Annotated in this window: 22 protein-coding genes; 11 read left to right on the plus strand and 11 right to left on the minus strand. The window is 67.3% G+C overall.

Annotated features, from left to right (window positions below; all coding sequences use genetic code 11):
* Nucleotides 1-95: 95 nt before the first annotated feature.
* Together AC2EWF_RS08155 and AC2EWF_RS08160 are read right to left on the minus strand one after the other, a co-directional pair.
* Nucleotides 96-1,127 carry an SIS domain-containing protein gene (locus AC2EWF_RS08155; protein WP_483638858.1) on the minus strand — a complete coding sequence of 344 codons (1,032 nt, stop codon included), beginning with the start codon at nt 1,125-1,127 and terminating at the stop codon, nt 96-98.
* A gap of 44 nt (nt 1,128-1,171) precedes the next feature.
* A complete protein-coding gene (locus AC2EWF_RS08160; RefSeq protein WP_483638859.1) occupies nt 1,172-1,924 on the minus strand; it encodes a GntR family transcriptional regulator in 753 nt (250 codons plus the stop codon).
* A 332-nt stretch (nt 1,925-2,256) separates the two neighbouring features.
* Here AC2EWF_RS08160 and zwf point away from each other — a divergent pair, with 332 nt between their 5' ends.
* From zwf to eda, 4 genes are all read left to right on the plus strand, one after another.
* Nucleotides 2,257-3,723, plus strand: coding sequence for a glucose-6-phosphate dehydrogenase (gene zwf, locus AC2EWF_RS08165; RefSeq protein ID WP_483638860.1), 1,467 nt, complete (start codon nt 2,257-2,259; stop codon nt 3,721-3,723).
* Nucleotides 3,724-3,736: 13 nt separating this feature from the next.
* On the plus strand, nt 3,737-4,441 hold the full coding sequence (gene pgl / locus AC2EWF_RS08170) for a 6-phosphogluconolactonase (protein WP_483638861.1): 705 nt from the start codon (nt 3,737-3,739) through the stop codon (nt 4,439-4,441).
* A 381-nt stretch (nt 4,442-4,822) separates the two neighbouring features.
* The gene (edd, locus tag AC2EWF_RS08175) at nt 4,823-6,667 is read left to right on the plus strand and encodes a phosphogluconate dehydratase (protein WP_483638862.1); all 1,845 of its coding nucleotides are present in this window, start codon (nt 4,823-4,825) and stop codon (nt 6,665-6,667) included.
* 95 nt (nt 6,668-6,762) lie between these two features.
* Entirely contained in the window at nt 6,763-7,407 is a 645-nt protein-coding gene (gene eda / locus AC2EWF_RS08180) for a bifunctional 4-hydroxy-2-oxoglutarate aldolase/2-dehydro-3-deoxy-phosphogluconate aldolase (protein ID WP_483638863.1), read from the plus strand.
* A 16-nt stretch (nt 7,408-7,423) separates the two neighbouring features.
* On the opposite strand, the gene AC2EWF_RS08185 is transcribed toward eda, so the two are convergent.
* From AC2EWF_RS08185 to AC2EWF_RS08195, 3 genes are all read right to left on the minus strand, one after another.
* Nucleotides 7,424-8,308 (minus strand): PhzF family phenazine biosynthesis protein, encoded by an 885-nt coding sequence (locus tag AC2EWF_RS08185; RefSeq protein ID WP_483638864.1) that lies wholly within the window; start codon nt 8,306-8,308, stop codon nt 7,424-7,426.
* Between the two features lie 89 nt (nt 8,309-8,397).
* A complete protein-coding gene (locus AC2EWF_RS08190; protein WP_483638865.1) occupies nt 8,398-9,684 on the minus strand; it encodes an MFS transporter in 1,287 nt (428 codons plus the stop codon).
* Between the two features lie 45 nt (nt 9,685-9,729).
* Nucleotides 9,730-10,320 carry a DUF2239 family protein gene (locus AC2EWF_RS08195; RefSeq protein ID WP_483638866.1) on the minus strand — a complete coding sequence of 197 codons (591 nt, stop codon included), beginning with the start codon at nt 10,318-10,320 and terminating at the stop codon, nt 9,730-9,732.
* 73 nt (nt 10,321-10,393) lie between these two features.
* Between AC2EWF_RS08195 and AC2EWF_RS08200 the strand changes: the two genes are divergently transcribed.
* The 3 genes from AC2EWF_RS08200 to AC2EWF_RS08210 all read left to right on the plus strand — a co-directional run bounded on the left by AC2EWF_RS08200 (nt 10,394) and on the right by AC2EWF_RS08210 (nt 11,921).
* The gene (locus tag AC2EWF_RS08200; protein ID WP_483638867.1) at nt 10,394-10,864 is read left to right on the plus strand and encodes an H-NS histone family protein; all 471 of its coding nucleotides are present in this window, start codon (nt 10,394-10,396) and stop codon (nt 10,862-10,864) included.
* Between the two features lie 132 nt (nt 10,865-10,996).
* The gene (locus tag AC2EWF_RS08205; RefSeq protein ID WP_483638868.1) at nt 10,997-11,344 is read left to right on the plus strand and encodes a hypothetical protein; all 348 of its coding nucleotides are present in this window, start codon (nt 10,997-10,999) and stop codon (nt 11,342-11,344) included.
* A gap of 196 nt (nt 11,345-11,540) precedes the next feature.
* Entirely contained in the window at nt 11,541-11,921 is a 381-nt protein-coding gene (locus AC2EWF_RS08210) for a hypothetical protein (protein ID WP_483638869.1), read from the plus strand.
* A 617-nt stretch (nt 11,922-12,538) separates the two neighbouring features.
* Here AC2EWF_RS08210 and AC2EWF_RS08215 read toward each other — a convergent pair.
* Nucleotides 12,539-13,252 (minus strand): DUF2971 domain-containing protein, encoded by a 714-nt coding sequence (locus AC2EWF_RS08215; protein ID WP_483638870.1) that lies wholly within the window; start codon nt 13,250-13,252, stop codon nt 12,539-12,541.
* Nucleotides 13,253-13,559: 307 nt separating this feature from the next.
* A complete protein-coding gene (locus AC2EWF_RS08220) occupies nt 13,560-14,411 on the minus strand; it encodes a trypsin-like peptidase domain-containing protein (RefSeq protein ID WP_483638871.1) in 852 nt (283 codons plus the stop codon).
* Between the two features lie 476 nt (nt 14,412-14,887).
* Here AC2EWF_RS08220 and AC2EWF_RS08225 point away from each other — a divergent pair, with 476 nt between their 5' ends.
* A complete protein-coding gene (locus AC2EWF_RS08225; protein ID WP_483638872.1) occupies nt 14,888-15,226 on the plus strand; it encodes a hypothetical protein in 339 nt (112 codons plus the stop codon).
* A 340-nt stretch (nt 15,227-15,566) separates the two neighbouring features.
* On the opposite strand, the gene AC2EWF_RS08230 is transcribed toward AC2EWF_RS08225, so the two are convergent.
* Nucleotides 15,567-16,325, minus strand: coding sequence for a hypothetical protein (locus AC2EWF_RS08230; protein WP_483638873.1), 759 nt, complete (start codon nt 16,323-16,325; stop codon nt 15,567-15,569).
* 125 nt (nt 16,326-16,450) lie between these two features.
* Complete coding sequence (locus AC2EWF_RS08235; protein ID WP_483638874.1) at nt 16,451-16,969, minus strand: N-acetyltransferase family protein; 519 nt, start codon at nt 16,967-16,969, stop codon at nt 16,451-16,453.
* A 110-nt stretch (nt 16,970-17,079) separates the two neighbouring features.
* On the opposite strand from AC2EWF_RS08235, the gene AC2EWF_RS08240 reads away from it, so the two are divergent.
* The 3 genes from AC2EWF_RS08240 (at nt 17,080) to AC2EWF_RS08250 (ending at nt 20,106) form a co-directional block, all read left to right on the plus strand.
* Nucleotides 17,080-17,937, plus strand: a complete 858-nt coding sequence (locus tag AC2EWF_RS08240) for an EamA family transporter (RefSeq protein ID WP_483638875.1) — start codon at nt 17,080-17,082, stop codon at nt 17,935-17,937.
* 128 nt (nt 17,938-18,065) lie between these two features.
* Nucleotides 18,066-19,670, plus strand: coding sequence for a S10 family peptidase (locus tag AC2EWF_RS08245; protein ID WP_483638876.1), 1,605 nt, complete (start codon nt 18,066-18,068; stop codon nt 19,668-19,670).
* A 64-nt stretch (nt 19,671-19,734) separates the two neighbouring features.
* Complete coding sequence (locus tag AC2EWF_RS08250) at nt 19,735-20,106, plus strand: nuclear transport factor 2 family protein (RefSeq protein WP_483638877.1); 372 nt, start codon at nt 19,735-19,737, stop codon at nt 20,104-20,106.
* 851 nt (nt 20,107-20,957) lie between these two features.
* On the opposite strand, the gene AC2EWF_RS08255 is transcribed toward AC2EWF_RS08250, so the two are convergent.
* Complete coding sequence (locus AC2EWF_RS08255; protein ID WP_483638878.1) at nt 20,958-22,007, minus strand: LacI family DNA-binding transcriptional regulator; 1,050 nt, start codon at nt 22,005-22,007, stop codon at nt 20,958-20,960.
* 108 nt (nt 22,008-22,115) lie between these two features.
* Nucleotides 22,116-23,402: a sugar MFS transporter gene (locus AC2EWF_RS08260; RefSeq protein ID WP_483638879.1), complete on the minus strand. Its 1,287-nt coding sequence runs from the start codon at nt 23,400-23,402 to the stop codon at nt 22,116-22,118.
* Nucleotides 23,403-23,853: the final 451 nt, after the last annotated feature.

Below are 23,853 nucleotides of genomic sequence, written 5' to 3' on the forward strand. Positions count from 1 at the left end.
CCCGGACTCCGTCAGGCGCACGCGTTGCGTGCGCCTGACGTGCGGCCCGTCCGTGGGCCGCGGATCTGGTGTGAGCGACGGCCGCAGGCCGTCGCTCACACCGTCTCGGTGACCTTGTTGAGATGCGGCGGCACGTCGGGATTGAAACCGCGGCGCAGCGCCAGCACGCTGGCGGCGCGGTAGAAGCTCTGGATGGCGAGCAGCGGCGTGCACAGCGCGGGCAGGCCGGCGGTCAACGGCAGGAAGCCGTCGCCGGTCTTGCCCGGCGCCGCCACCAGCACGTTGGCGCCGCGGCCGCGGAATTCACGCGCCACCGCCAGCGTGCTTTCCAGGGTGTCGTCGTCCTGGGCGAAGCACAGCACCGGGAAGTCGGGGCCGACCAGGGCCATCGGGCCGTGCTTCACCTCGGCGGCGCTGAACGCCTCGGCGTGCAGGCCGCAGGTTTCCTTGAACTTCAGCGCCGCCTCCAGCGCGGCGGCGAAGCCGAAGCCGCGGCCCACCACGAACAGGTTGTGCGCATCGGCAAGGCCGTCGACCAGGGCCGACCAGTCCGCGTCCCAGCCCGCGCGCAACGCGCCGGGCAGTGCTTCCAGCGCGGCAGCCAGCTTCGCATCGCCGTGCCAGCGCGCGCACAGGTGCAGGATCGCGGCCAGCGCGGCGAGGTAGCTTTTGGTGGCTGCCACGCTGCGCTCGGGGCCGGCGTGCAGCGGGATCACGGTGTCGGCGACCGTCGCCAGCGGGGAGTCCTCCACGTTGACCATCGCCACCACGCGCGCGCCGGCGGTCTTCGCGGCCTGCGCGTTGCGCACCAGGTCGGGGCTCTTGCCGGACTGCGAGATCGCGATGAACAGCGCGCCTTCCCATTGTTGCGGCGCCGCGTATACCGAGGTGACCGAGGGCGAGGCCGAGGCGGTGACGATGCCGAGCTGGGTCTCGAACACGTACTTGGCGTAGGCGGCGGCATGGTCGGAGCTGCCGCGCGCGCAGGTGACGATGAAGCGCGGCGGCTGCCCGCGCAGCGCGGCGGCGAGTTCGCCCACGACGCGCTCGTTGGCGGCGAACTGGCGCGCCACCACGTCGGCGGATTCGTGCGCTTCGCGGAACATCAAGGTGTCGCTGGCGTGCATCGCGTTTCTCGTGTCGGTGGGGAACGCCGCGGCGCGGCGGTGGATCAGTCGGCGTGCAGCTCGGCCACGAAGTCGTAGATGTCGCCGCGGTACCAGGAGCAGGTGAACTCGACCACGCGGCCGTCGTCGAGGAAGCTGCGCCGCTCGATGTTGAGCCCGGCGCTGCCGGCGGCCACGTGCAGCAGGCGCGCGTGCTGCGCGCCCAGGGACACCGCGCGCAGGCGCTGCAGCGCGCGCTTCGGGCGGCAGCCCAGCGTCTCCAGCACCTCGTACAGCGAGTCGCGCACCACCATCGGATCGGGCAGCACGCTGGCCGGCACCACACTGCGCTCGATCGCCAGCGGCTCGTCCTGGCCGTAGCGCACGCGGTGCAGCCGCGCCACCAGCGAGCCGGGCGAGAGGTTCATCGCCATCGCCTCTTCCGGCGTCACCTCGCCCACGCTGCGCTCGAAGAACTCCGAGCGCGGGTGCAGGCCGCGGTCGCGCAGGTCCTCGGTGAAGCTGGACAGCCGCGACATCGGCTTGACGATGCGCTCGGCGATGAAGGTGCCGGCGCCGTGGCGCTGGGTGAGCAGGCCTTCCTCGACCAGGCCGGCGATCGCCTTGCGCACGGTGACCCGCGACAGCTTCAGCGCCTGCGACAGGTCGCGCTCGCTGGGCAGCGCCTGGCCCGGCTCGATGTCGCGGTGCTCGACCACGTTGCGGATCGCGCGGCGCAGCCGCAGGTAGGCCAGCGGCTGGTGGCTGGTGGGGTCGCGGCAGATGCGGCGGTATTCGCGGGCGAGGACGGTTTCCATGCCAAGAAGATACCAATAGCAAACCATTGGCCGCAAGTGGTCCGGACGTCCATATCGGTCGTCCTGCCGGCTGCCCCGCGCCTGGTGCCTGCGGGAGGAGGCGGGGACGGGACGCATCCCCGTGTCACGGATCACGCCAAAGTACCCCGTTCCGACCATGCCACGCGCCCTGGACAAGGGGTGGCGAAGTCAGGCGCCAGCGCGGCGCGTGCATGAACTCCATGAATTCGTATGCATGAAGGTGCTTGCCCTGGTATTCCACTGGTACTATCGTCACGCCACGGGCCGAACCCCCTCCGGCCTGCCCGTCTCCCCCGTATCGAGGTGCTTGCGTGACGGCTACTTTCCAGAAGGTCGACAGCTTCGACCTGGTGATCTTCGGCGGCACCGGCGATCTCGCCCTGCGCAAGCTGCTGCCGGCGCTGTTCCATCGCTATGCCGACGGCCAGATCCCGGCCGGCAGCCGCATCATCGGCGTGGCCCGCGAGCCGCTGGACGACGCCGGCTACCGCGCCCAGCTGCGCGATTCGCTGACCGGCAACGGTGCCGATCCCGCCCGGCTGGACGCCTTCCTGCAGCTGGTGGGCTACCGCCCGCTGGATGCGCGCAAGGACGAGGGCTGGGATGCGTTCGCCGCGCTGATCGGCGAACAGCCGGATCACATCCGCGTGTTCTATCTGTCCACCTCGCCCGAGCTGTTCGAGGACATCTGCCGCCGGCTCGGCCAGTACGGCCTGAACGGCGAGCACTCGCGCGTGGTGCTGGAAAAACCCATCGGCCGCGACCTCGCCAGCGCAAACCGGATCAACGACGCCGTCGGCCAGGTGTTCGCCGAGTCGCAGACGTACCGCATCGATCATTACCTCGGCAAGGAAACGGTGCAGAACCTGCTGGCGCTGCGCTTCGGCAACGCACTGTTCGAACCGCTGTGGAACGCCAGCCACATCGACCACGTGCAGATCACCGTGGCCGAGACGCTGGGGCTGGGCCGCCGCGCCGGCTACTACGACCGCGCCGGTGCGCTGCGCGACATGGTGCAGAACCACCTGCTGCAGCTGCTGTGCATGGTGGCGATGGAGCCGCCGTCCTCGCTGTCGCCCGACGCGGTGCGCGACGAGAAGCTCAAGGTGCTGCGCTCGCTCAAGCGCATCGACGGCGGCAACGCCAGCCAGCTCACCGTGCGCGGCCAGTACCGCGCCGGCGTGGCCGAAGGCCAGGCGGTGCCGGGCTACCCGGACGAGCTGGATGGCGCGAAGTCGGACACCGAGACCTTCGTGGCGCTGAAGGCCGAGATCGAGAACTGGCGTTGGGCCGGCGTGCCGTTCTACCTGCGCACCGGCAAGCGCCTGCCCGAGCGCGTGTCCGAGATCGTGGTGGCGTTCAAGCCGGTGCCCCATTCGATCTTCGGCGCCGGCGCCGGCCCGCTGGCGCAGAACCGCCTGGTGCTGCGCCTGCAGCCCGACGAGGGCGTGAAGCTGTGGCTCACCATCAAGGACCCCGGCCCCGGCGGCCTGCGCCTGCGCTACGTGCCGCTGGACATGAGCTTCGCCGAGGCCTTCGGCGTGGCCCAGCCCGACGCCTACGAGCGCCTGCTGCTCGACGTGGTGCGCGGCAACCCCACCTTGTTCATGCGCCGCGACGAGGTGGAGGCGGCATGGCGCTGGGCCGATCCCATCCTTGCCGCGTGGGCCGAAGGGAACGAGGCGCCGCGCCCCTACGCCGCCGGCAGCTGGGGCCCCAGCGCCGCGGTGGCGCTGATCGAGCGCGACGGCCGCACCTGGCACGAAGACAACGAATAAGCGGACACGCGCGATGCCGAACGTCACCACGCACAGCTTCACGAATTGCAGCGCCCAGGCAGTGGCGTTGGCCGAACGCGTCGCCGCGCAGTTGCGCGAGGCGGTCGCGGCGCGCGGCCGGGCCGTGATCGCGGTCTCCGGCGGCAGCACGCCGAGGGAATTCTTCGCGCGGCTGTCGCGCGAGGCGCTGGACTGGGCGCAGGTCACGGTCACCCTGGTAGACGAACGCTGGGTGCCGGACAGCGACGCGCGCTCCAACGCGAAGCTGGTGGAAACCACCTTGCTGCAGAACGCCGCCGGCGCCGCCCGCTTCGTGCCGCTGTATACCGGCGCCCCGACGCCGGAAGCGGGATTGGCCGAGGCCGAGGCGCGCATCGCCGCGCTGCCCGCACCGTTCGACGTGGTGGTGCTTGGCATGGGCGAGGACGGCCATACCGCCTCGTTCTTCCCCGGCGGCGACCGCCTTGCCGAGGCGCTGGATCCGCACGGCGCGGCGAAGGTGTTGCCGATGCAGGCGCCCGGCGCCGGCGAGCCGCGCATCACGCTCACCCTGCCCGTGCTGCTGGACACCCGCGCGCTGTACCTGCTGGTGACCGGCGAGAAGAAGCGCGACCTGCTGGCCGACGTGCGGCTGGGGCTGGCGGATGCGAAGAACTATCCGGTGCGCGCCGTGGTGCAGCAGGATCGCGTGCCGCTGGCGGTGTACTGGTGTCCTTGACCGGCTGAGCCGGACTCGGACACCTCGGCCCACGGATGGGCCGCTCGTCGGGCAACGGCCTCATCGTTGCCCGACGGAGGCCAGACCGGCGCAGCCGGGCTGGCCGAGCCTTTCGCGGGCAGGACAGCCCGCGAGAGGCTCAGGTAAAGGCGTTTGCTTTTCGACGGGCTCGGCCCAAACCGGTCCGCCGCAAGCACGGCAGGCATCAAAGCCAGAGCGCCGTGCCTGATGCCAAAAACGGGCTCCTGCCCGTTTTTGGCTCGCCCTTGCCGGGCCAAGCCCGGCAAGGACTCCGCCGTCACAAGCGCGTAGCGCCTGTGACGCGGGCGGGCCATCCATGGCCCGCTTCCCGCTCCGCCCACTGATCGTCGGAACCGTGTCATGACCCTGCACCCCATCCTCGCCGAAGTCACCGCCCGCATCGCCGAACGCAGCCGCGCCTCGCGCAGCGCCTACCTCGCGCGCATCGACGCCGCGCATCGCCAAGGCCCGCACCGCGCCCGGTTGTCCTGTGGCAACCTCGCGCACGGCTTCGCCGCCTGCGGCGCCGAGGACAAGGCGGCATTGCGCAGCGGCCAGGCACCCAACCTCGGCATCGTCACCGCGTACAACGACATGCTCTCGGCGCACCAGCCCTACGAGCGCTACCCCGAGCTGATCCGCCGCGCGGCGCGCGAGGCCGGCGTCACCGCCCAGGTGGCGGGCGGCGTGCCGGCGATGTGCGACGGCGTCACGCAGGGCCGCGCCGGCATGGAGCTTTCGCTGTTCTCGCGCGAAGTGATCGCGATGGCCACCGCGGTGTCGCTGTCGCACGACATGTTCGACGCCGCGCTGTTCCTCGGCATCTGCGACAAGATCGTGCCTGGCCTGATGATCGGCGCGCTGAGCTTCGGCCACCTGCCCGCGGTGTTCGTGCCGGCGGGACCGATGCCCAGCGGCATCAGCAACGACGCCAAGACCGCGGTGCGCCAGCGCCACGCCGAGGGCAAGGCCACGCGCGAGGAACTGCTGGAAGCCGAGGCGGCGTCCTACCACGCGCCCGGCACCTGCACGTTCTACGGCACCGCCAACTCCAACCAGATGCTGATGGAGATCATGGGCCTGCACCTGCCGGGCGCCAGCTTCGTCAATCCGAACACGCCGCTGCGCGAGGCGCTCACCGAGGCCGCGGTGCGCCGCGCCGCGGCGCTCACCGCGCTGGGCGACGACTACACCCCGCTGGGCCGCATGTTTGACGAGCGCAGCGTGGTCAACGGCGTGGTCGGCCTGCACGCCACCGGCGGCTCCACCAACCACCTGCTGCACCTGGTGGCGATGGCCCACGCGGCCGGCATCGTCCTCACGCTGGAGGATTTCGACGCGCTGTCCGGCGTGGTGCCGCTGATGGCCCGCGTGTATCCGAACGGCTCCGCCGACGTGAACCACTTCCACCAGGCGGGCGGCATGCCGTTCCTGATCGGCTCGCTGATCGACGCCGGGCTGCTGCACGGCGACGCGCACACGGTGTGGGGCAAGGGGCTCGACGCCTACCGCAAGATGCCGGCGCTGGATGCGGCCGGCAAGCTGGCGTGGACCGAGGTGACCGCCAGCGGCAACCTCGACGTGCTGCGCCCGGCCACGGAGCCGTTCCGCGCCGACGGCGGCCTGCGCGTGCTGCAGGGCAACCTCGGGCGCGCGGTGATCAAGGTGTCCTCGGTACCGGGCGACCGCCTGGTGATCGAGGCGCCGTCGGTGATCTTCCACGACCAGAACCAGGTGCAGGCCGCCTTCGAGCGCGGCGAGCTCAACCGCGATTTCGTGGCCGTGGTGCGCTTCCAGGGGCCGAAGGCGATCGGCATGCCCGAGCTGCACAAGCTCACTCCCACGCTGGGTGTGCTGCAGGCGCGCGGGCACCGCGTGGCGCTGGTCACCGACGGCCGCATGTCCGGCGCTTCCGGCAAGATTCCCGCGGCGATCCACGTCACCCCCGAGGCGATCGACGCCGGCCCGCTGGGCAAGCTGCGCGACGGCGACCTGATCAAGCTCGACGCCATCGCCGGCACGCTGGAGGCGAAGGTGGACCCGGCCGAATGGGCGAAGCGCGAGCAGGTGCATGCGGATCTTTCCGCCAGCCACGTGGGCATGGGCCGCGAACTGTTCGCCAGCCTGCGCAACGCGGTGGGCCCGGCCGACACCGGCGCCACCATCTTCGGCCGGCACGACCGCCACCACGCCGCCGACGCCTGATCCATCCCTGCAGGAGCGGCTTCAGCCGCGACCAGCTGTGGATCGCGGCTGAAGCCGCTCCCACGAAAAACGCCAACCCTTCCGCGAGTCAGCCCATGAACAGCACCGACCACAAGCAGACCGTCCTCGCCGAGATCCTCGCCCTCGCCCCGGTGGTGCCGGTGGTGATCATCGACGAGCTGGCCCACGCCGTGCCCATGGCGCGCGCCCTGGTCGCCGGCGGCATCCGCAGCATCGAGGTGACGCTGCGCACGCCGGTGGCGCTGGACGCGATCCGCGCCATCGCCGCCGAAGTGGAAGGCGCAATCGTCGGCGTCGGCACCGTGCTCGACGGCCAGCAACTCGAAGCCGCCCGCCAGGCCGGCGCGCGCTTCGCGGTATCGCCCGGCGTTTCGCCGAAGCTGCTCGACGCCGCCGACGCGAATGCCTTGCCGCTGCTGCCCGGCGTGGCCACCGCGGGCGAGGCGATGACCCTGCTCGAACGCGGCTACCGGCACCTGAAGCTGTTCCCGGCCGTACCCGTGGGCGGCGCGAAGCTGCTCGCCGCGTGGGCCAGCCCGCTGCCGCAGATCCGCTTCTGCCCCACCGGTGGCATCAGCCTCGCCAGCGCGCCGGACTTCCTCGCCCTGCCCAACGTGGCCTGCGTGGGCGGCTCCTGGCTCACGCCCAAGGACAGGCTGCAGGCCGGCGACTGGGCCGGCATCGAGCAACTGGCACGCGGGGCGGCGGCGCTGCGCTGAACGTCGCCCGACGCGGTCAGCAGCAGCGGAAGCGGCCCTCGATCACGGTGACGCAGGCGCCACCGATCCAGATGCGTCCGTCCGGGTCGTGGTCGATCGCCACGCGGCCGTCGCGCTGCAGCGCCGTGCCCTGGCGCACCGTGTAGCCCGCCGCGGGACGGCGCCCCTGCGCCTCCAGCAGGCAGGCCAGCGCGGCGTTGGCGCTGCCGGTGACGGGGTCCTCGCCGAAACCGAAGTCGCCGCCGGTCATCAGGCAGCGCATCTCGAAGTCGGTGGGGCCGCCCGCGGCATGCGGCCCGTAGATCGCCGCGCCATGGGCGCCTGCCGCACGGGTCACCGCGGCCAGCGCGGCATCGTCCGGCCGCAGCGCGAGGCAGTCGGCCGCGGTGTCCATGCGCACGAGCAGCCATGGCGCGCCGTTGTCGACCGTGCAGGGGGCGGCATCCGCATCGATCGCCTCGCTGCCCAGCGCACGCGCCAGCGCGGCCCGCTGCTCCGCCGGCAGCGGCACGATGCGCGCCGGCGGCGCCGCGAAGGCCCAGCGATCCTGCGCCCGCTCGGCCAGCTCCACCAGGCCCACGCCGCATTGCTGCACCAGCCGGCCTGGCCGGCGCGGCCGGTAGCCGCTCTCGCGCAGCGCATGCGCGGTGCCCAGGGTGGGATGCCCGGCGAACGGCAGCTCGCCGGCGGTGGTGAAGATGCGCACGCGGTAGTCCGCGTCCGGGTCGTCGGGCGTCAGCAGGAAGGTGGTTTCGGACAGGTTGGTCCAGCGCGCGATGGCCTGCATCTGCGCGGTGTCCAGGCCGTCGGCATCGAACACCACCGCCAGCGGGTTGCCCTTGAACGGTACGGCGCTGAACACGTCGACCTGGCGGAAACGGACGGTGTGCATCGCGTTCATCGAGCGGCGGATCTCCTGGGGTGTGTGCCCGTGCCGGGACGTGCGCATGCTCGCACGGATTCGGGCACCGCCGGCCGCAACGCCGGCAGTCAACCCGCGGCCGGCGCCCGCAACGGCGCGCCGATGCTGCGCAGTGCGGGGCTGGCCATGCAGGTCAGCGCGATGGCGGTCAGCATGAGGCCCGCGCCCGCGAACAGTGCGGGCAGCGACACCACTTTCAGCAGGCTGCCGGCGACCGCCGCGGACAGCGGCCCCAGCCCCATGAAGGTGAACATCAGCAGGCTCATCGTGCGGCCCATCATTTCCGGCGCCACGCGATGCTGGATCCAGCTGACGATGGTGACCTGCACGATGCCGCCAAGCACACCGGTGGTGGCCAGCAGGGCGGCACCGGTCCACGTGGAATGGTCGAAGGCCAGCGCAGCCAGCGCCAGGCCGGCGAGGCCGTCGATGCCCAGCACCATCAGGCCCAGGCGGTTGTTCACCCGTTTCGCGGCGAAACCGGACAGCATGCTGCCCACCAGCATGCCGCCGCCGTTTGCGGTCATCAGGATGCCCAGCGACGCGGCGCCGAGATCCAGCCGCGTGTCGGCCAGCATCGGCAGGCCGACCTGGATCGGGCCACCCACGAATACCGACACCACCGCCGCGTAGAGTACGAACGCGCGCAGCGGCAGGTCGGCCCACACCGCGCGGATGCCCGCGCCGACGTTGGCCAGCACGCCGCCATCGGGTGCACGCGGATGGCGGTCGCCTTGGATGCGTATCAACACCAGCGACACCAGCGAGCAGACGAAACTTAGCGCATCCACGGCGAAGGCGAGGCCGAGGCCGGTGGCGTCGGCGATATTCCCGTGGTCGCCATGCGCACCCATGCTGATCAGCAAGCCGGCCAGCGCCGGACCCACCAGCATGCTCAGCTGGCGCATCGCCATGAACAGTGCGTTGGCCGCGCGCAGCTGCGGCGGCGCCACCAGCTGCGGCAGCATCGCCGAACCGGCCGGGTAAGCGAACGCGGTGGCCAGGCCGATGCCCAGCGCCAACGCATACACCAGCCACATGTGGATGGCGCCGCCCAGCACCAGCACCGCCAGCAGGCTCACCAGCAACGCGTTCACCGCGCGCGCCGCCAGCAGCACGCGGCGCGGCGACAGGCGATCCACCACCGCGCCGCCGATCAGCATGAAGGCGGCGCGCGGCAGCGCCATCGTCGCCAGCACCAGGCCCAGGGAGGCCGGACTGCCGGTGAGCTTGAGCACCAGCCACGGCAACGCGACCAGGGTGAACTGGTCGCCGATCGCGGAAATGCCGCTGCCGCCGAACAGCAGGCGGAAATCGCGCTGGGCAAGCGGCGAAGTAGCGGGAACGGAAGGCATGGAAAATTCCTTTTGATGACGGGTCCGTTGCGTGGATGCGGCGGTTCAGCCGGCCTCGGCCTGGGCGTCGCGGGCGATCGCGGCGAGCCGGCGGGCATGCTCGCGCACGTCCTTCGGCCAGCCGCGGGTATGCCGGTTGAGCGCATCGCGGTCGCCGCGCCACAGCGCGCGCGAGGCCTCCTCGTAGCCGGCGAGGTCGCCGGCGACCACGCGCATGAAGCGGTCGGCCGCCTCGCCGGCGAGGCGAGCGCGGTCCCTGGCGCTGCCGTTGCGCCGCGCCTCCTCCACCAGCCGGCGCAGCGTGGCCGAGGCGCCGCCTGGCTGGCTGTTCAGCCAGTACCAGTGGCGCGGCAGCAGGGTCACCTCGCGCGCCACCACGCCGAGCCGGGGACGCCCCGCACCACGTGGGGCATCGCCGTCCGCGGCCGGCTGCAGCCGGGCCAGCACCTCGTCGGCACTGCCGCGGAAGTCGATCTCCACCGGCTGGCCGGTGGCGTCGTCGAAGATCAGCGGCGTGCACGTCGGCGCCTTGTCGAGCAGGCGCTTCACCGCCAGCGCCACGTCGGCGAGTGCGCCGGAGGCGACCCGCGTGTGGCCGTCGAAGGCGGTGCAAGTGGGAGCGTCGTGCGGGGACATGATTTGATCCGGGTGAAATCGAAGGCTGATTTTGCCCGGATCAAAAGCAAAGTCAATAACACCCGGGGGAAACATGCGCGCCATGACCGGGACGCTGGACAGAACCAACCAAAGGACCACCATGGCTATAAATATTGATTCGCTCTCCCCGGCTGAACTCCAAGCGCTCATCAAGAGCGCAGAAGCGCAGATGGAATCTGCGCGGAAAAATCACGTCAAGGAGGTGCGGACCAAGATTGATAGCATCCTTGCTGGCGCCGGGCTGACCATTGGGGAGGCGTATCCGACACGTGGGGGTAAGTCTACGAAGGGACCGAAAACCGCCGTAGCACCAAAATACCGCAACCCCGACAACGCGTCTCAGACGTGGTCTGGACGCGGCAAGCGCCCCCTCTGGTTCAACGAGGCCTTGAAGAAAAAGGGTGTGACGGCGGAAAGCCTGTTGATTGCTAGCGCGCCTGCGAAGGCGGCGCCGGCCAAGAAGGCTGCACCGGTCAAGAAGGCTGCGAAGAATACTCCGGCCAAGAAAGCCGCGAAGAAATAATTCCGCGATAGCAACACCTTTGCTGTTGTTGCCCAAGGGCGTCTAGCCTGATGAGGCTGGGCGCTCTCGCAGTTTCTCTGTAGAGCTGCTCCGACCCCTAGCGGACGCCAAAGAAGGAAGGTAAAGCGTGTCATGCACGAACCTGATCCGTTAGAGCGACTAGATGCGATGTTCCTCGAAACGGACGGCGTCTACGTGAACGCAGGCGTGGACGAAGCTGCTTACTTCGAAGGATTGCGCGCGAGCATCAAAGAGCACTTGTGCACGCCATTCCATGTCAGCGCGGTGGTGACCGAACCCGGCTTTCCGGACCTCGCAGTGGGGGCGGGTATCGCCGGCTGGTGTGTGGCTCATTCCGCAGGCTATTGGCTCGTATACCAACCTGAGCGCGATCGATTCCTTTGCTTTTGGGGAGCTCACGTTGACGCTCTTGGTGCGCCAGGTATCTTCGGCAGCCCGTTGTATTGTTGGTCAGCCTGAGTCTGCTTACGACCCTAAGCTGCCGTTCCAGGATCGGGCCTCTGTATCCGGCTTTACGTTCGGTTGTTAGCCGAACGCTGCAAAGATAAGCTTCAGCGAGAACAATAGAGTTGCGCGAGGATCTCTTTGCGCGACCGAGGATGTATAACCGGACAGGCTTGTCCGTATATTCGATAGTCAGGCGCTAGGAGGGGGAATGAGCTACGACCTGATGGTCTTTGATCCAGATATCGCACCAAAGGATCGTGAATCCTTTATGGCGTGGTACGACAAGCAGACAGAATGGTTGGAGGATCACAGCTACAACGACCCGATTGTGAGCACGCCTTCGCTGCAAGCTTGGTTCCGAGAGATGATTCAATTCTTCCCGCCTATGAACGGCCCATTAGCTGTGGACTCTGACGCATCTGAGGTTACAGATCACGCCATCGGCAAGAACGTTATCTATTCAGCATTTGCATGGTCAGTCGCAGAGCAGGCATACAACAAGATGCGGGAGCTTGCCATCAAACATCGCGTCGGATTCTTTGACGTAAGCTCAGACGACGGCGAGATTCTGTTTCCTCCGGCCCCATGAGAGGCATCGGCTTCCCTTGGCAGCAGGGCTACGATTACATTCCATCAGACGAGCCGCTAAGCATCTGGCTGGCAGAGGTCGTTCGAGACCGGACATTTATAGGGCCCGTATGCTCAGTTTGTTGAATTCCGCTCTCGACCCGAAGCAGCCATTGGAGTTAGGGCCGATTCAATGGCGGTTTTCAAGGGCTGGCGGTTGGATGGGCGCTTCTCAACAGACTGTTAGTTCTTCGCGTTTACTTGAAGGCACAGAGTTCAATATATGAATCACAACCGCAGCTGTGCTCGTGACCTTCTAGATCCCGTACTTCCCGTCCTCGTCAAACGGGTCGTACGAAATGCCGGGCACTTCTTGGCAGCTATAACAGTTATCACATTACAGGGATGTTCGAGCCCCCCTGCGCCGAGCCCGACGCCAAACCCGCATCCCACCCATACTCAGAAGTTGAAGATCAGCGTTGAAAAAGGATCTGCCGTCAATCGGGTTGAAGTTGAATCGATTTGGGGGGTCGGCGACCTGAGTTGTGCTCCCGTCCGCTGGCGTAACTTGCTATTGTAGGGGCGACTATTGATTTTCATCGAAAATTAAGCCGTCTCCTCTATCTAATATTGAGCAGCTTATGCAAGCTCTTCGAGCTCGAGCGCGAACCGCGCGTAGGCCACCTTCATCTTCGCAAACCGGACATGAGCGAGACCTCCGCGACTGCACGCATTACGGACATTCTCGACGAATTTGTCTTCTACTCGGCACCCGAATATCACACGTCTGATTGCTCGAGGCTTGATGTTTACGTGCCCCGTCACGCCATGCTTCATTACGCGAACTTCTTGCTCGTACTTCCAACCCTCGCTTTTAGTTCTGATGATCCTATCCACCGATTCCCGCTCGTTTCTCAGGTAGTTCGTTGGGGTGTAGGCCTCACAGTAGTCGACATTGATGGGGGCCACAAAGAAGTCTGGATCGGCCGCCAAGTCGAACTCGATGACAAGACCTTTATGCTCATCTGCATAGTGCGACCACATGAGGATGTTGTCGAAATTGCGAGAGAGCGAAAGGACACCAGTCCTTTCGATCGCGGCGGCTTTGGCAGCCGTCATGATCCGGACAATTTCAGCCGTTGGTGCAGGTTTTACCATGAGCCGATCCCTATCTGGCTTGCCCTCAAGGATCTGGCTGAGGAAGTTTGCCGCATCTTCATCAGTATGGTCGCGGACCTCTGACAGATTGCAATCAAACGGGTCATTGAACGAACTGGGTGGCGAGAACCACAGGCGAGCGGACTCGAAAATCTCGAGTGTCCGAGGTTGCGCACTACGGTACTTGTAGAGCATCCCAGGGATGCTCCCTTGAGCGATTGCATGTAGAACAAGATGGTCTGAAGTCACTGGGGCTCCATGCGGTTTCGGTCAACGATTGCTGAAAGGCTCCTGCAGCGCCGGAATGTAGATTCAGCGCGCGAGAGTAGCGGTCGTCATTGTCACTCGAGTAGGGAGATCCGACGTGCTGGTGCGCATGCCGCATCAGGGGGCTATAAAAAGCCCCGCGGCAGTTGTCTGCGGGTTTAGACTCGCCGCCCGAGGCCCAAGATGTAGTCACATCCCAAGTGCACGCTAGTAGAGCGCGGCGCATAGTGCCCCACTACTTTGATAGCTGACTCCTTTTGAACGCGGCTTGCGCGTCGGTAAGGAAGCTTGCGATTCGATCAGCCGAACTGAACACCGTGCGCACAGTGATGTCACATGTAACGCCTGGCGGGCCCTCCCGAAGTTCGCGAGTTTCTTGGACACATGGGTCATGTCCGGGCATGCCTGAGTTGACGCTTGGCACCGACTCGAACCGACTGATGATACCTGCTAGACAGCCACTGTCCTGGTCGTAAACTGCGCTCCCCGATACCCCATGGCTGAAAAGCGCAGTTGTTGCATTCGACCATGTTTGTTTCTGATAGCGGATCTGGCTGTCGGGTGACGCATAGGTGTGGTAGCTCGTGTCATAACCAACCACATAGAGGCGGTTACTAGGCTGCTCATTACGCGTACATACTTTAGGCCCTGGTAGTGATCGCAAACCATCAGGCAGGGACGCGATGGGCACCTGCAGGAGCGCGAGATCTTCGTCGCCGAGATCCCCTGGGAACAAAGGGGTAGCGATCAGCTTCTTGCCATGGATGATGACTTCCACAGAGTCGCCAACTTTGAGCCCTCGAAAAAGGTGCATGGCTGTCAGCACCTGACCATTGCCAAGCCACACGCCGCCGCCTGATGTCACACTATTAGGCCCGGTGATAACCACTTTGAGTCGTGCGTTATCGGCATCAGACAAGCGTTGCTGCCCGATAGCCTCGGCATCCAAAGACCTGTTTGAGCCGAGCGACGAGCATGCCGTCAATGTCGCAACGGAAGCTCCAAGCGCCAGAACCAGTGCTATCGACAAAGTGGCAGGGAAGGAAGTAAGGCGCCGAGCGGCGCCAGACTGCGGCGGCTTCACCATGACAACTCCTTGTATCCATGTGAAACGTGGTTTAAGAATTCGACCGTGCCACCGCGTCGCAGCGCAGAACTTCGACGAACCTCTGATCACTTTACGGCAGAAAAATGTCGCCGATCAACGCTCTTTCAGTCGCCGTCGGCCGGCGCGGGCTTGCTCGACCAGGCTTGCGCCGTGAGTGGCCACGCAGCCCGTCATCCAATCGACGTCGTGTAGTTACCGGCACATCGGTACTGATGTATAGCGGAGCGCGCCCAATGGTTTCTCCTAAACATCCCCCTGTCACTGCTGAACACCGAACCTTGGACGGCAACGCCATCCCCGTAGCGTGCGACGTTTTCACGGGCGTGCTACACATGCACAAAGCGCTGGCATTGGCACCGACCGCAACACATGCGATGAAACAGGCTACGCTGGAAGTAATTTCAGGACTAGGCGCAGAATGATGTGCCGCTGCCGGCCCTTGAGGCGGGGATGCTATGCGCGACGATGATTCAGATGAAGACCTAATTCCTGACGAGCCTCTATCGGTTCCGCACTATGACGGCGAGGTGTACCAGACCTCCACTGGACGCTGGGCTTGGGTCATCCGCACTAACGGCGTTGATACGGTGCACATGGATGGCTATGAGGCCGAAGACATGGCGCGATCCGAGATGTGCGACATGCTCCTTCCCTACACCCGCCAAGCCTTTGTAGCCCAGATGTTCGCCGAGGGTGGTTATGTTGGCGACGATGCACAGGGACGACTGATTCGTACCCTCCCAGGCGGTCGAATTGAAGTGCTCGAAAAGGGTGGCGACTCCGCATCAAGTTGACCTCGCTGCGATATCGCTCCCAACACAAGCCAACGGGCGATTTTTCTTCGTCGCATTCGCTTGCTCAGACCACCCTAGTTGCTCCTCGAGAAGGGACGTCGGCTGCCCGTCAGGTTTGGCTGCACAGGCTATGGCGGCCGGCCAACCCAAATTGCTCGCCCCCGATATTGACCTAAATCTCTGATCTATAAAGATTCGTGCGGACTATGGTCCTTGGCCGACACCATAGTCCGTGTCGGCACCCGGTCAAACGCACAAACTTTCAGGTGCCGCAGCTTGCGAACTATGGAGTTCCGTCCAACGCATCGCCCGGCGCCCCGTCCCGGGCCGCCGGTCCCGCTCAATGCGCCCCGACGTCCCGCCTCTGGCGGTAGAAGTAGTACATCGCGGCGCCGGGCTTCAGCGGATCGGGGCAGCCGTAGCGTTCCGCCATGGCGGCCCTCATGGCGTCGTCGCCGTCGACATGGTTCGCGATGCGCTCCGCGACGGTCATGCCGTTCGCGGCGTCGAGCCCGAGGCAGTGCGGATCCACGGCGCCGAACTGGCGGCCGATGAAGCGCACCACGCCGGCGATGCCCTGCATGCGCGGATCGGCCATGCGGAACACCGGCATGCCGCGCACCGGCTGGCCGCTGCCGGGCACGCGGACGTTCTGCCGTCCGTAGCCCGGACCGGACAGCCTGCCGCCGCCGGCAACGTAGCTGGGTGGGGTGGTGGCGATCAGGCTATCGATGGCGCGCGGCGCCGCAGGCGGTGTCGGCGCCGCTTGCGCCGTCGCGTGGGCAGGCTTCGCCACGGGTTCCGGACGGCGTGCCGCATGCGCGGCGTGTGCGAGCGTTGGCTGCCGCGACATGGCCGGGGGCGGCGTTTCGGCCGGTGCGCTCCGCGGCGGCAGCAGGCGTACGACGAGCGCATCCGGCGGCGCCGCCGGCGTGCCCGCGGCCGGCCAGCGCCAGCCTGGCGGCGGCGCGAGCAGGAAGGCGAGGAAGCCCGCGTGGATCAGCAGCACCAGGGCCAGCGTGCCGACGTGCATCCAGCGCAGGCGGTCGCCGTGCCGCGCCAACGCTTCACGTTCCGCCGCTGCCCTGGGTGCGCTCATGCTGCGAGGTTCCATCCGGTCCATGCGGCGCCGGACGGCGCACACGCCAGGGCGGAGACCAGCCGCGCACCGCTTTGGTTCCATGCCGGCAGGCGGCGCGGTTGCGCGCACCTCCGACGAAAGCATCAGCCAGTGGCGTCGAAGCGCAGCAGCATGTGCTCCTCGTCGTGGAACACGCCGTCGACCTGCAGCGCGCGTGGCTGCACGCCCCAGCGCACGAAACCCGCCGAACGGTACAACGCCTTCGCCGCGGCGTTCGTCGCGTTGACGCCCAGCCCGAGCTGGCGCACGCCGCCGATGGAACGCGCGTGGGCGATCACCGCGTGCAGCAGCGCAGAACCCAGTCCATGCCGGCGCCAGGCGGGCGCCACGTACATGCCGGCCAGCTCGGCGCCATGCCGCAGCTTGGCCCGTTGCGGATGGATCAATGCCACGAATCCGGCCAGCTCGCCGCGCTCGAAGACGCCGAACATGCGCACCGAGCCGTCCGCGGCCGGCGCGATACGCGCCGCCACCTCGTCGAGGCTGCGGCCCGCTTCGTCCTCGTGGCTGGCGCTGAAGGCGTGCGGACTGTCGCGCAATGCCTGCAGCCGCAACGCCTGGTAGGCAGGGGCGTCGTGGCGGTCGAGCAACCGGATTTCCATGGGAGACGCTCGCTGGGCCTGCGGACAGGGCGGGCATCGTTCCACGGCGGGGATGCCGGCGGCAATCGGTGGCGTTAAGCTCGCCCGCTTTCGACAGCCGGAACCTTCCGATGATCTACGTGCTGGCAAGCGCGGTCTGCAGCGTGCTGGTGTCCGTGCTGCTGAAGCTGGCGCGGCGTTTCGGGCTGGACGTCGGCCAGTTGGTGGCGTGGAACTACGCGGCGGCGCTCGCGCTCGTCGCCTTGCTGCTGCAGCCCTCGCCGGCGCCGCTGCAGCAGGCGGGCGCGCCGTGGTTCGCGCTGGTCGGGCTGGGCGCGCTGCTGCCGACGATCTTCCTCGCACTGGGCGCCTCGGTGCGGCATGCGGGCATCGTGCGCTCGGACGCGGCGCAGCGGCTGTCGCTGCTGCTCTCGCTGCTGGCGGCCTTCCTGCTGTTCGGCGAGCGGCTGGACGCCACCAAGGCGCTCGGCTGCGCGCTGGGCCTGCTCGCGTTGCTGGGCATGGTGTGGCGGAATGGGCCGGTACGCGGCGAGGGCGGTGCGGCGCCGTGGCTGTGGCCGCTGCTGGTGTTCGCCGGCTTCGGCGCGATCGACGTGCTGTTCAAGCGCGTGGCGGCGGCGGGCGTGCCGCTGGGCACCTCGCTGGCGGCGATGTTCGCGCTGGCGCTGCCGGTGGCGTTCGCGCTGGCGGCCGCGCGCCGCTGGCGCGGCGGCGCGCGCTTCACCCTGCGCAACACGCTGGGCGGCCTGCTGCTCGGTCTGTTCAACTTCGGCAACATCCTGTTCTACCTGCGGGCGCACCGCGCCCTTCCGCAGCACCCGGCGCTGGTGTTCGCCAGCATGAACCTCGGCGTGGTGATGCTGGGTGCGCTGGCCGGCGTGCTGCTGTTCCGCGAGCGGCTTGGCCGCGTGAACCTCGCCGGCCTGCTGCTGGCGCTGGTGGCGATCGGCCTGCTGGCCTGGGCCTGAGCGCGGCGCCCGCGCAGCATATTGCGACGCCGGCAGTGACTTCCGGGGCATGCGGGGACGCGAAAGCGGTTCCTATGCTGGGTGCTTCCCGAGGCGCCGCGCGCCCCGGCCATCCCGAGGAACCACCCATGCGCAAGCTGCCCCTCACCGCGGCCGTCGCCGCCCTGCTGCTCAGCACCGCCGTCGCCGCCGACACCGGCGGAAAGCACGAGAAGGAGCAGCCGGCGAACGCGCCCGACGCGGCCCTGGTCAAGCCGCAGTCGTCCACCAGCGAGGGCTCGGTGTCGGTGGAAGGCCACAACATCAGCTACAAGGCGGTGGCGGGCACGCTGGTGCTGCATGGCTCGGGCGACAAGGAGCACGAGCCCACGGTGAGCATGTTCTACGTCGCCTATTTCAAGAAAGGCGCGAAGGCCGGCGAGCGGCCAGTCACCTTCATCTACAACGGCGGCCCCGGCTCGGCCACGGTGTGGCTGCACATGGGCGCCTTCGGACCGAAGCGCGTGGTCACCGCCGACGACACCCACACGCCGGCCGCGCCATACCAGCTGGTGAACAACAGCTACAGCCTGCTCGATGCCTCCGACCTGGTGTTCATCGACGCACCCGGCGCGGGCTTCAGCCGCCTGATCGCCGACGACAAGGACCCGGCCAAGCGCGCCGCGCAGATGAAGGAACGCGAGAAGGCGATCTACGGCGTGGACGGCGACGGCCACGCGTTCGCCCAGTTCATTACCCAGTTCCTGTCCAAGTACGGCCGCTGGAACTCGCCGAAATACCTGTTCGGCGAGAGCTACGGCACCACCCGCTCGGCGGTGGTGGCCAACATCCTCACCAACGAGGACAGCGTGGACTTGAACGGTGTGATCCTGCTGTCGCAGATCCTCAGCTTCGACAACAGCATCGACGGCCCGGAAACCAACCCCGGCGTGGACCAGCCCTACGAACTGGCGCTGCCCACCTACGCCGCTACCGCTTACTACCACCACAAGCTGCCCTCGCCCCCGGCCGACGTCGAGACGCTGCTGGGCGAGGTGGAGCCGTTCGCCACCGGCGAATACGCGCAGGCGCTGATGGCCGGCTCGCAGCTCGATGCCGCACGCAAGCAGGCCATCGCCCAGAAGCTGTACCAGTACACCGGCCTGCCCGCGGCCTATTGGGTCAAGGCCGACCTGCGCGTCTCGGGCGGCATGTTCGAGCACGAACTGCAGGCGAACGACGACACCACCACCGGCCGCCTCGACAGCCGCTTCTCCGGTCCCTCGCTCGATCCGTTGAGCAAGGAGTCCCAGTACGACCCGCAGTCCTCCGCGATCAGCTCGGCCTACATCGCCGCATTCAACGACTACGTGCGCAAGGACCTGAAGTTCGGCGACGGCCAGCGCTACCGCGAGTATGCCGACATCAGCCACTGGGACATGGCGCACAAGGCGCCCGGCAGCCACGAGGCGCTGCAGCAGTCCACCAACGTGATGCCCGACCTCGCGATGGCGATGAAGACCGACCCGGACCTCAAGGTGATGCTCAACGGTGGCTACTACGACCTCGCCACGCCGTTCTACGCCGCCGAGTACGAGATGCACCACCTGCCGATCCCCGACTCACTGCAGCAGAACATCTCCTATCACTGGTACCCGTCCGGCCACATGGTCTACGCGCACGAACCCTCGCTGAAGCAGCTGCACGACAACGTGGCGCGCTTCATCGGCAGCACGGACAACGTGAAACACTGAGCCGGCATGGCGGTGGCGGCGGACGCGTGCTGAAATGCACGCCCCGCCTCAAGCCGGAACGGACATGCGCAGCCTGGTCGACCGCTACCTCGACGCCTACAACCGCATGGACGTCGCCGCCATGCTGGCGACGATGCAGGACGAAGTGGTGTTCGAGAACTACACCGCCGGCGCACTCAGCGTGCGCACCGTCGGCATCGCCGAGCTGCGCCACCTCGCCGAAAGCTCGCGCCACCTGTTCTCGATGCGCCGCCAAACCATCACCGCATGGCGCGAAGACGGCGACAGCGCCCACGCCAGCATCCACTTCGAGGGCACCTTCGCGGTCGACCTGCCGAACGGCGTACGCGCGGGGCAGTCGATCGCGCTCGAAGGGCGCAGCGAGTTTCGCCAGCATGACGGGCGGTTGATCTATATCGCTGACTACAGCGAGTGAGGGTTGGCGCGTTGTCGCCGCGCTTTCTCCCTCTCCCCGCCGGGGTGAGGGGCAGGTGCTCGCGGCGACCTTGTTTTCCACTCTCCCGCTTGCGGGAGAATGGCCGGAGGAGAGGGGCTCTTGCTCTTCTTCCGCCAGATTCGAAGCGGTTTCGAGCCGCGGCCGCGGCCCGAGTTACTTTTCTCTGCGTGGCCAGAGAAAAGTAACCAAAAGAGAGGCCACCCCGATGGCGCGCCCTCCAGGCATCCTGCCTTCCGGGTGCGCGGCCGGGCTACGGGGTTTTTCGACGGGACTCCTGTCCCGGCGAAAAACTGGCCCGCATCCCTGCGGGCCATCCTGCGGACTTTCCTTCACCCACCCGCCGCGCCATAGGGGCCCCGGAAAAGCAGCGCGCTCCCGGCGCGCACTTTTCAGAACAGCCAAAGCAAAGGCGCCGCGCAATGCACGGCGCCCTGCGGTTGCTTCTGGCGCGCACTATGCGCGCCTGCTCTTGCGGGGCCCCTGGGCGGCGGTGAGGCGGGGACGAGAAGGCCGCACGGCGGGCGAGGTCATGGATGACCTCGCCTTTTCGCGCGGGCAGGAGCCCGCTCGAAAAGCCCGACCACGCCTCACGGACTCGCAGGGCAGGATGCCCGGAGAGCGCCAACCGGGGTGGCCTTCTCTTTGGGTTACTTTTCTCTTGGCCACGCAAGAGAAAAGTAACTCGAGCGCCGGCAGGCGCTCGAAACCGCTTTGAAACTCCCCAACGGGCAGAAGTAAAAGCCCCCCCTCACCCCAACCCTCTCCTCCAACGATGAAGCTGTTGGGGGAGAGGAGGAATATCGCAGTAGCGAGGGGAAATAGGCGCGCGCTCAGCGCTTCGCCGGCGCGCTCCGCAGCGGCGCAGTGGAACCGCGCACGACCAGTTCCGGGCTGAAGCCCTCGTTGCCCTCCTCCAGCGGCTCGCCGTTGGCCGCGTGCTGCAGGTTGGCGATCAGCCGCTGGGCCGCGTGGCGGGCGATTTCCTCGGTGGCCTGGCGCGCGGTGGTGAGCGCAGGCCAGGACTGCTTGGAGAACGGGCTGTCCTCGAAGCCGGCGATGGAGAGTTCCCACGGCACGTTGAGGCCGCTGGAGTGCGCCGCGGCGAGCACGCCGGCGGCGATCTCGTCGTTGGAGCCGAAGATCGCGGTGGGGCGATCCTTCAGCGCGAGCAGCTTGCGCGCGCCGCGGAAGCCGTCGTCGAAGGAGTAGTCGCCAGGCAGGATCAGCTTGCGGTCCAGGGCGATGCCGTAGTCCTTCAGCGCGTCCTCGTAGCCCTGGTAGCGCTCGGGGCTGGAACGGTGGTCGCGGCCTCCCCACAAGAAGCCGATGCGGGTATGGCCGAGCTGGATCAGGTGCTCGGTGATCGCATAGGCGGCGTCACGGTCGTCCACGTAGACGCAGGGATAGCCGTCCTTGGGGTCCTGCCGCGCGGAGATTATCCGCATGAACGGGATCTTCGCCGCCGCCAGCTTGCGGATCAGCTCGGGCTGCTCGGACATCGGCGGCGCCAGCACCAGGCCGGCCAACCTGGCGTTGCCGACCAGCGCGACCAGCTCCTCGGCCAGCCGCGGCGAAGTGGAATCGCAGGGATGGATCTGCAGGCCGTAGCCGCTCTTGCGGCAGGCCGCCAGCACACCGCTCTGCATGCTGATGATGTAGTGCGGGTTGGGGTTGTCGTAGACCAGGCCCACCGCATAGGCGCGCGTGCTGCGCAGGCTGCGCGCGGAGGGATCGGGCCGGTAGTCCAGCGCCTCGATCGCGCGCTGTACCTTCTCGCGCGTGCGCGCGTGCACCGAGGGCTCGTTGTTGATCACCCGGGAGACCGTCTTCAGCGAGACGCCCGCCTGCTCGGCTACATCCTTGATCGTGGCGCTGCGCAACCGGGGAACCTCAGATGCCGTGGGACGGAAGGACGCGGGGCGCGGCCACGCGGCCGCGCCGGCGCGCGGCACAGTCTAGCGGACGGCCGCATGGCTGCCGCATCGGGCTCAACCCGCCACGTGCTGGCCGGCGCGGTGGCCGCGCAGGCCGTAGTACAGGATGTACAGGTAGCAGGGCACGATCACGATCACGAACGCCAGCTGGAAATCGATGACCTGCTTCAGGTGCACGAACACCTGCGGCAGCAGTGCCCCGCCCACGATGCCCATGATCAGCAGCGCCGAGCCCAGCTCCGTGTGGCTGCCCAGCCCCTTGATCGCCAGCGGGAAGATCGCCGGCCACATCATCGCGTTGGCGAAGCCCAGCGCGGCGACGAAGGCCACCGACACATAGCCGTGGGTGACGAACGCGCCCAGCGCGAACAGTACGCCGAGCACCGCCGACACGGCGAGGTAGCGCTGCTGCGTGACCACGCGTGGGATCAGCGCCGAACCCACCAGATAACCCACCAGCATCGCCACCATGGTGTAGGTGGTGAAGTGCGAGGTGACCTGCAGCGGCAGCCCGAAACCCTGGCCGTAGGTGTTGATGGCGTCGCCCGCCATCACTTCCACGCCCACGTAGAGGAACAGGCACAGCACGCCGAGCCACAGGTGCGGAAAGCTGAAGATGCCGCCCTTGCCGTGGCCCACCGAGCGCTCGCTGTTCGCGCCGGTCGGCTTGATTTCCGGCAACGCGGAAAAAACGATCACCACCGCGATCAGCACCAGCAGGCCGGCCACGGCCATGTAGGGCCAGTACACGCGCGCGGCGAAATCGTTGAGCAGGGCTTCGCGGTCCGGGCCGGAGGGCATCGCGGTGACCTTGCCGATGAACGCGTCGATGCCTTTCAGCACCAGCACGCCGAACGCCAGCGGCGCGATCGCGCCGGCGACCTTGTTGCAGATGCCCATGACGCCGATGCGCTGCGCGGCGCTCTCGATCGGGCCGAGGATGCTGATGTAGGGATTGGACGCGGTCTGCAGCAGGGACAGGCCCGCGCCGATCACGAACAGGCCGGTCAGCGCGCCCGGGTAGACGCGGATGCGCACGAATTCGGCGAACAGCGCCGCACCGATGGCCATCACGAACAATCCCAGCGCCATGCCCTTCTTCATGCCGGTGCGCTTGAGCACCGCACCGGCCGGCAGCGCGAGCACGAAGTAGGAGAGGTAGAACGCGAACGGCACCAGGAACGCGTTGATGTCATCCAGGGTGAAGGCCACCTTCACGAAGGAGATCAACGGCCCGTTGAGCCAGGTGAAGAAACCCATGATGAAAAACAGCACGCCGATGATGACCATCGGGCCGATGTTGGAGCGTTCGGACGGCGCGGCCGCCAGCGTGCTTGCCATGAAGACTCTCCCCGAGTAACGGCGTGGACGGCCGTGAGCATAACGGCAGCAGCGGCCGCCGAAGCGCCTTTATTGGCTGCAAAGTACAACGTTGTCAACCGGCAGTCGCCAACGCGCCACCGGACGCCTGCAGGAGCGCGCCCTGTGCGCGACGTTTTTGGTCCCGGGGCGTGACCAACAGTCATTGCGCACAGGGTGCGCTCCCACGTGTGCTTTTCGTTACCGTCGCGCGTGGCGAGGCCCGAAGCGCCGGACTTCGGCATGTCGGCAAAATTTAAATCGATCCAGTGCCCCGCCCCCTGCCAACGGTCATGTTGCAAGGCTTGGCAGACGATGGTGAAAATTTCGGGACAGTCACTTGACAACGTTGTCATGCCGCTTCCAGACTCCGTGAACATCGTTGGCCGGCGGCCGCGCGCAACGCACGCGCCGCGCCGTCCGGCCGCAGCGG

The sequence above is a fragment of the Rhodanobacter sp. sgz306013 genome, assembly GCF_057031145.1.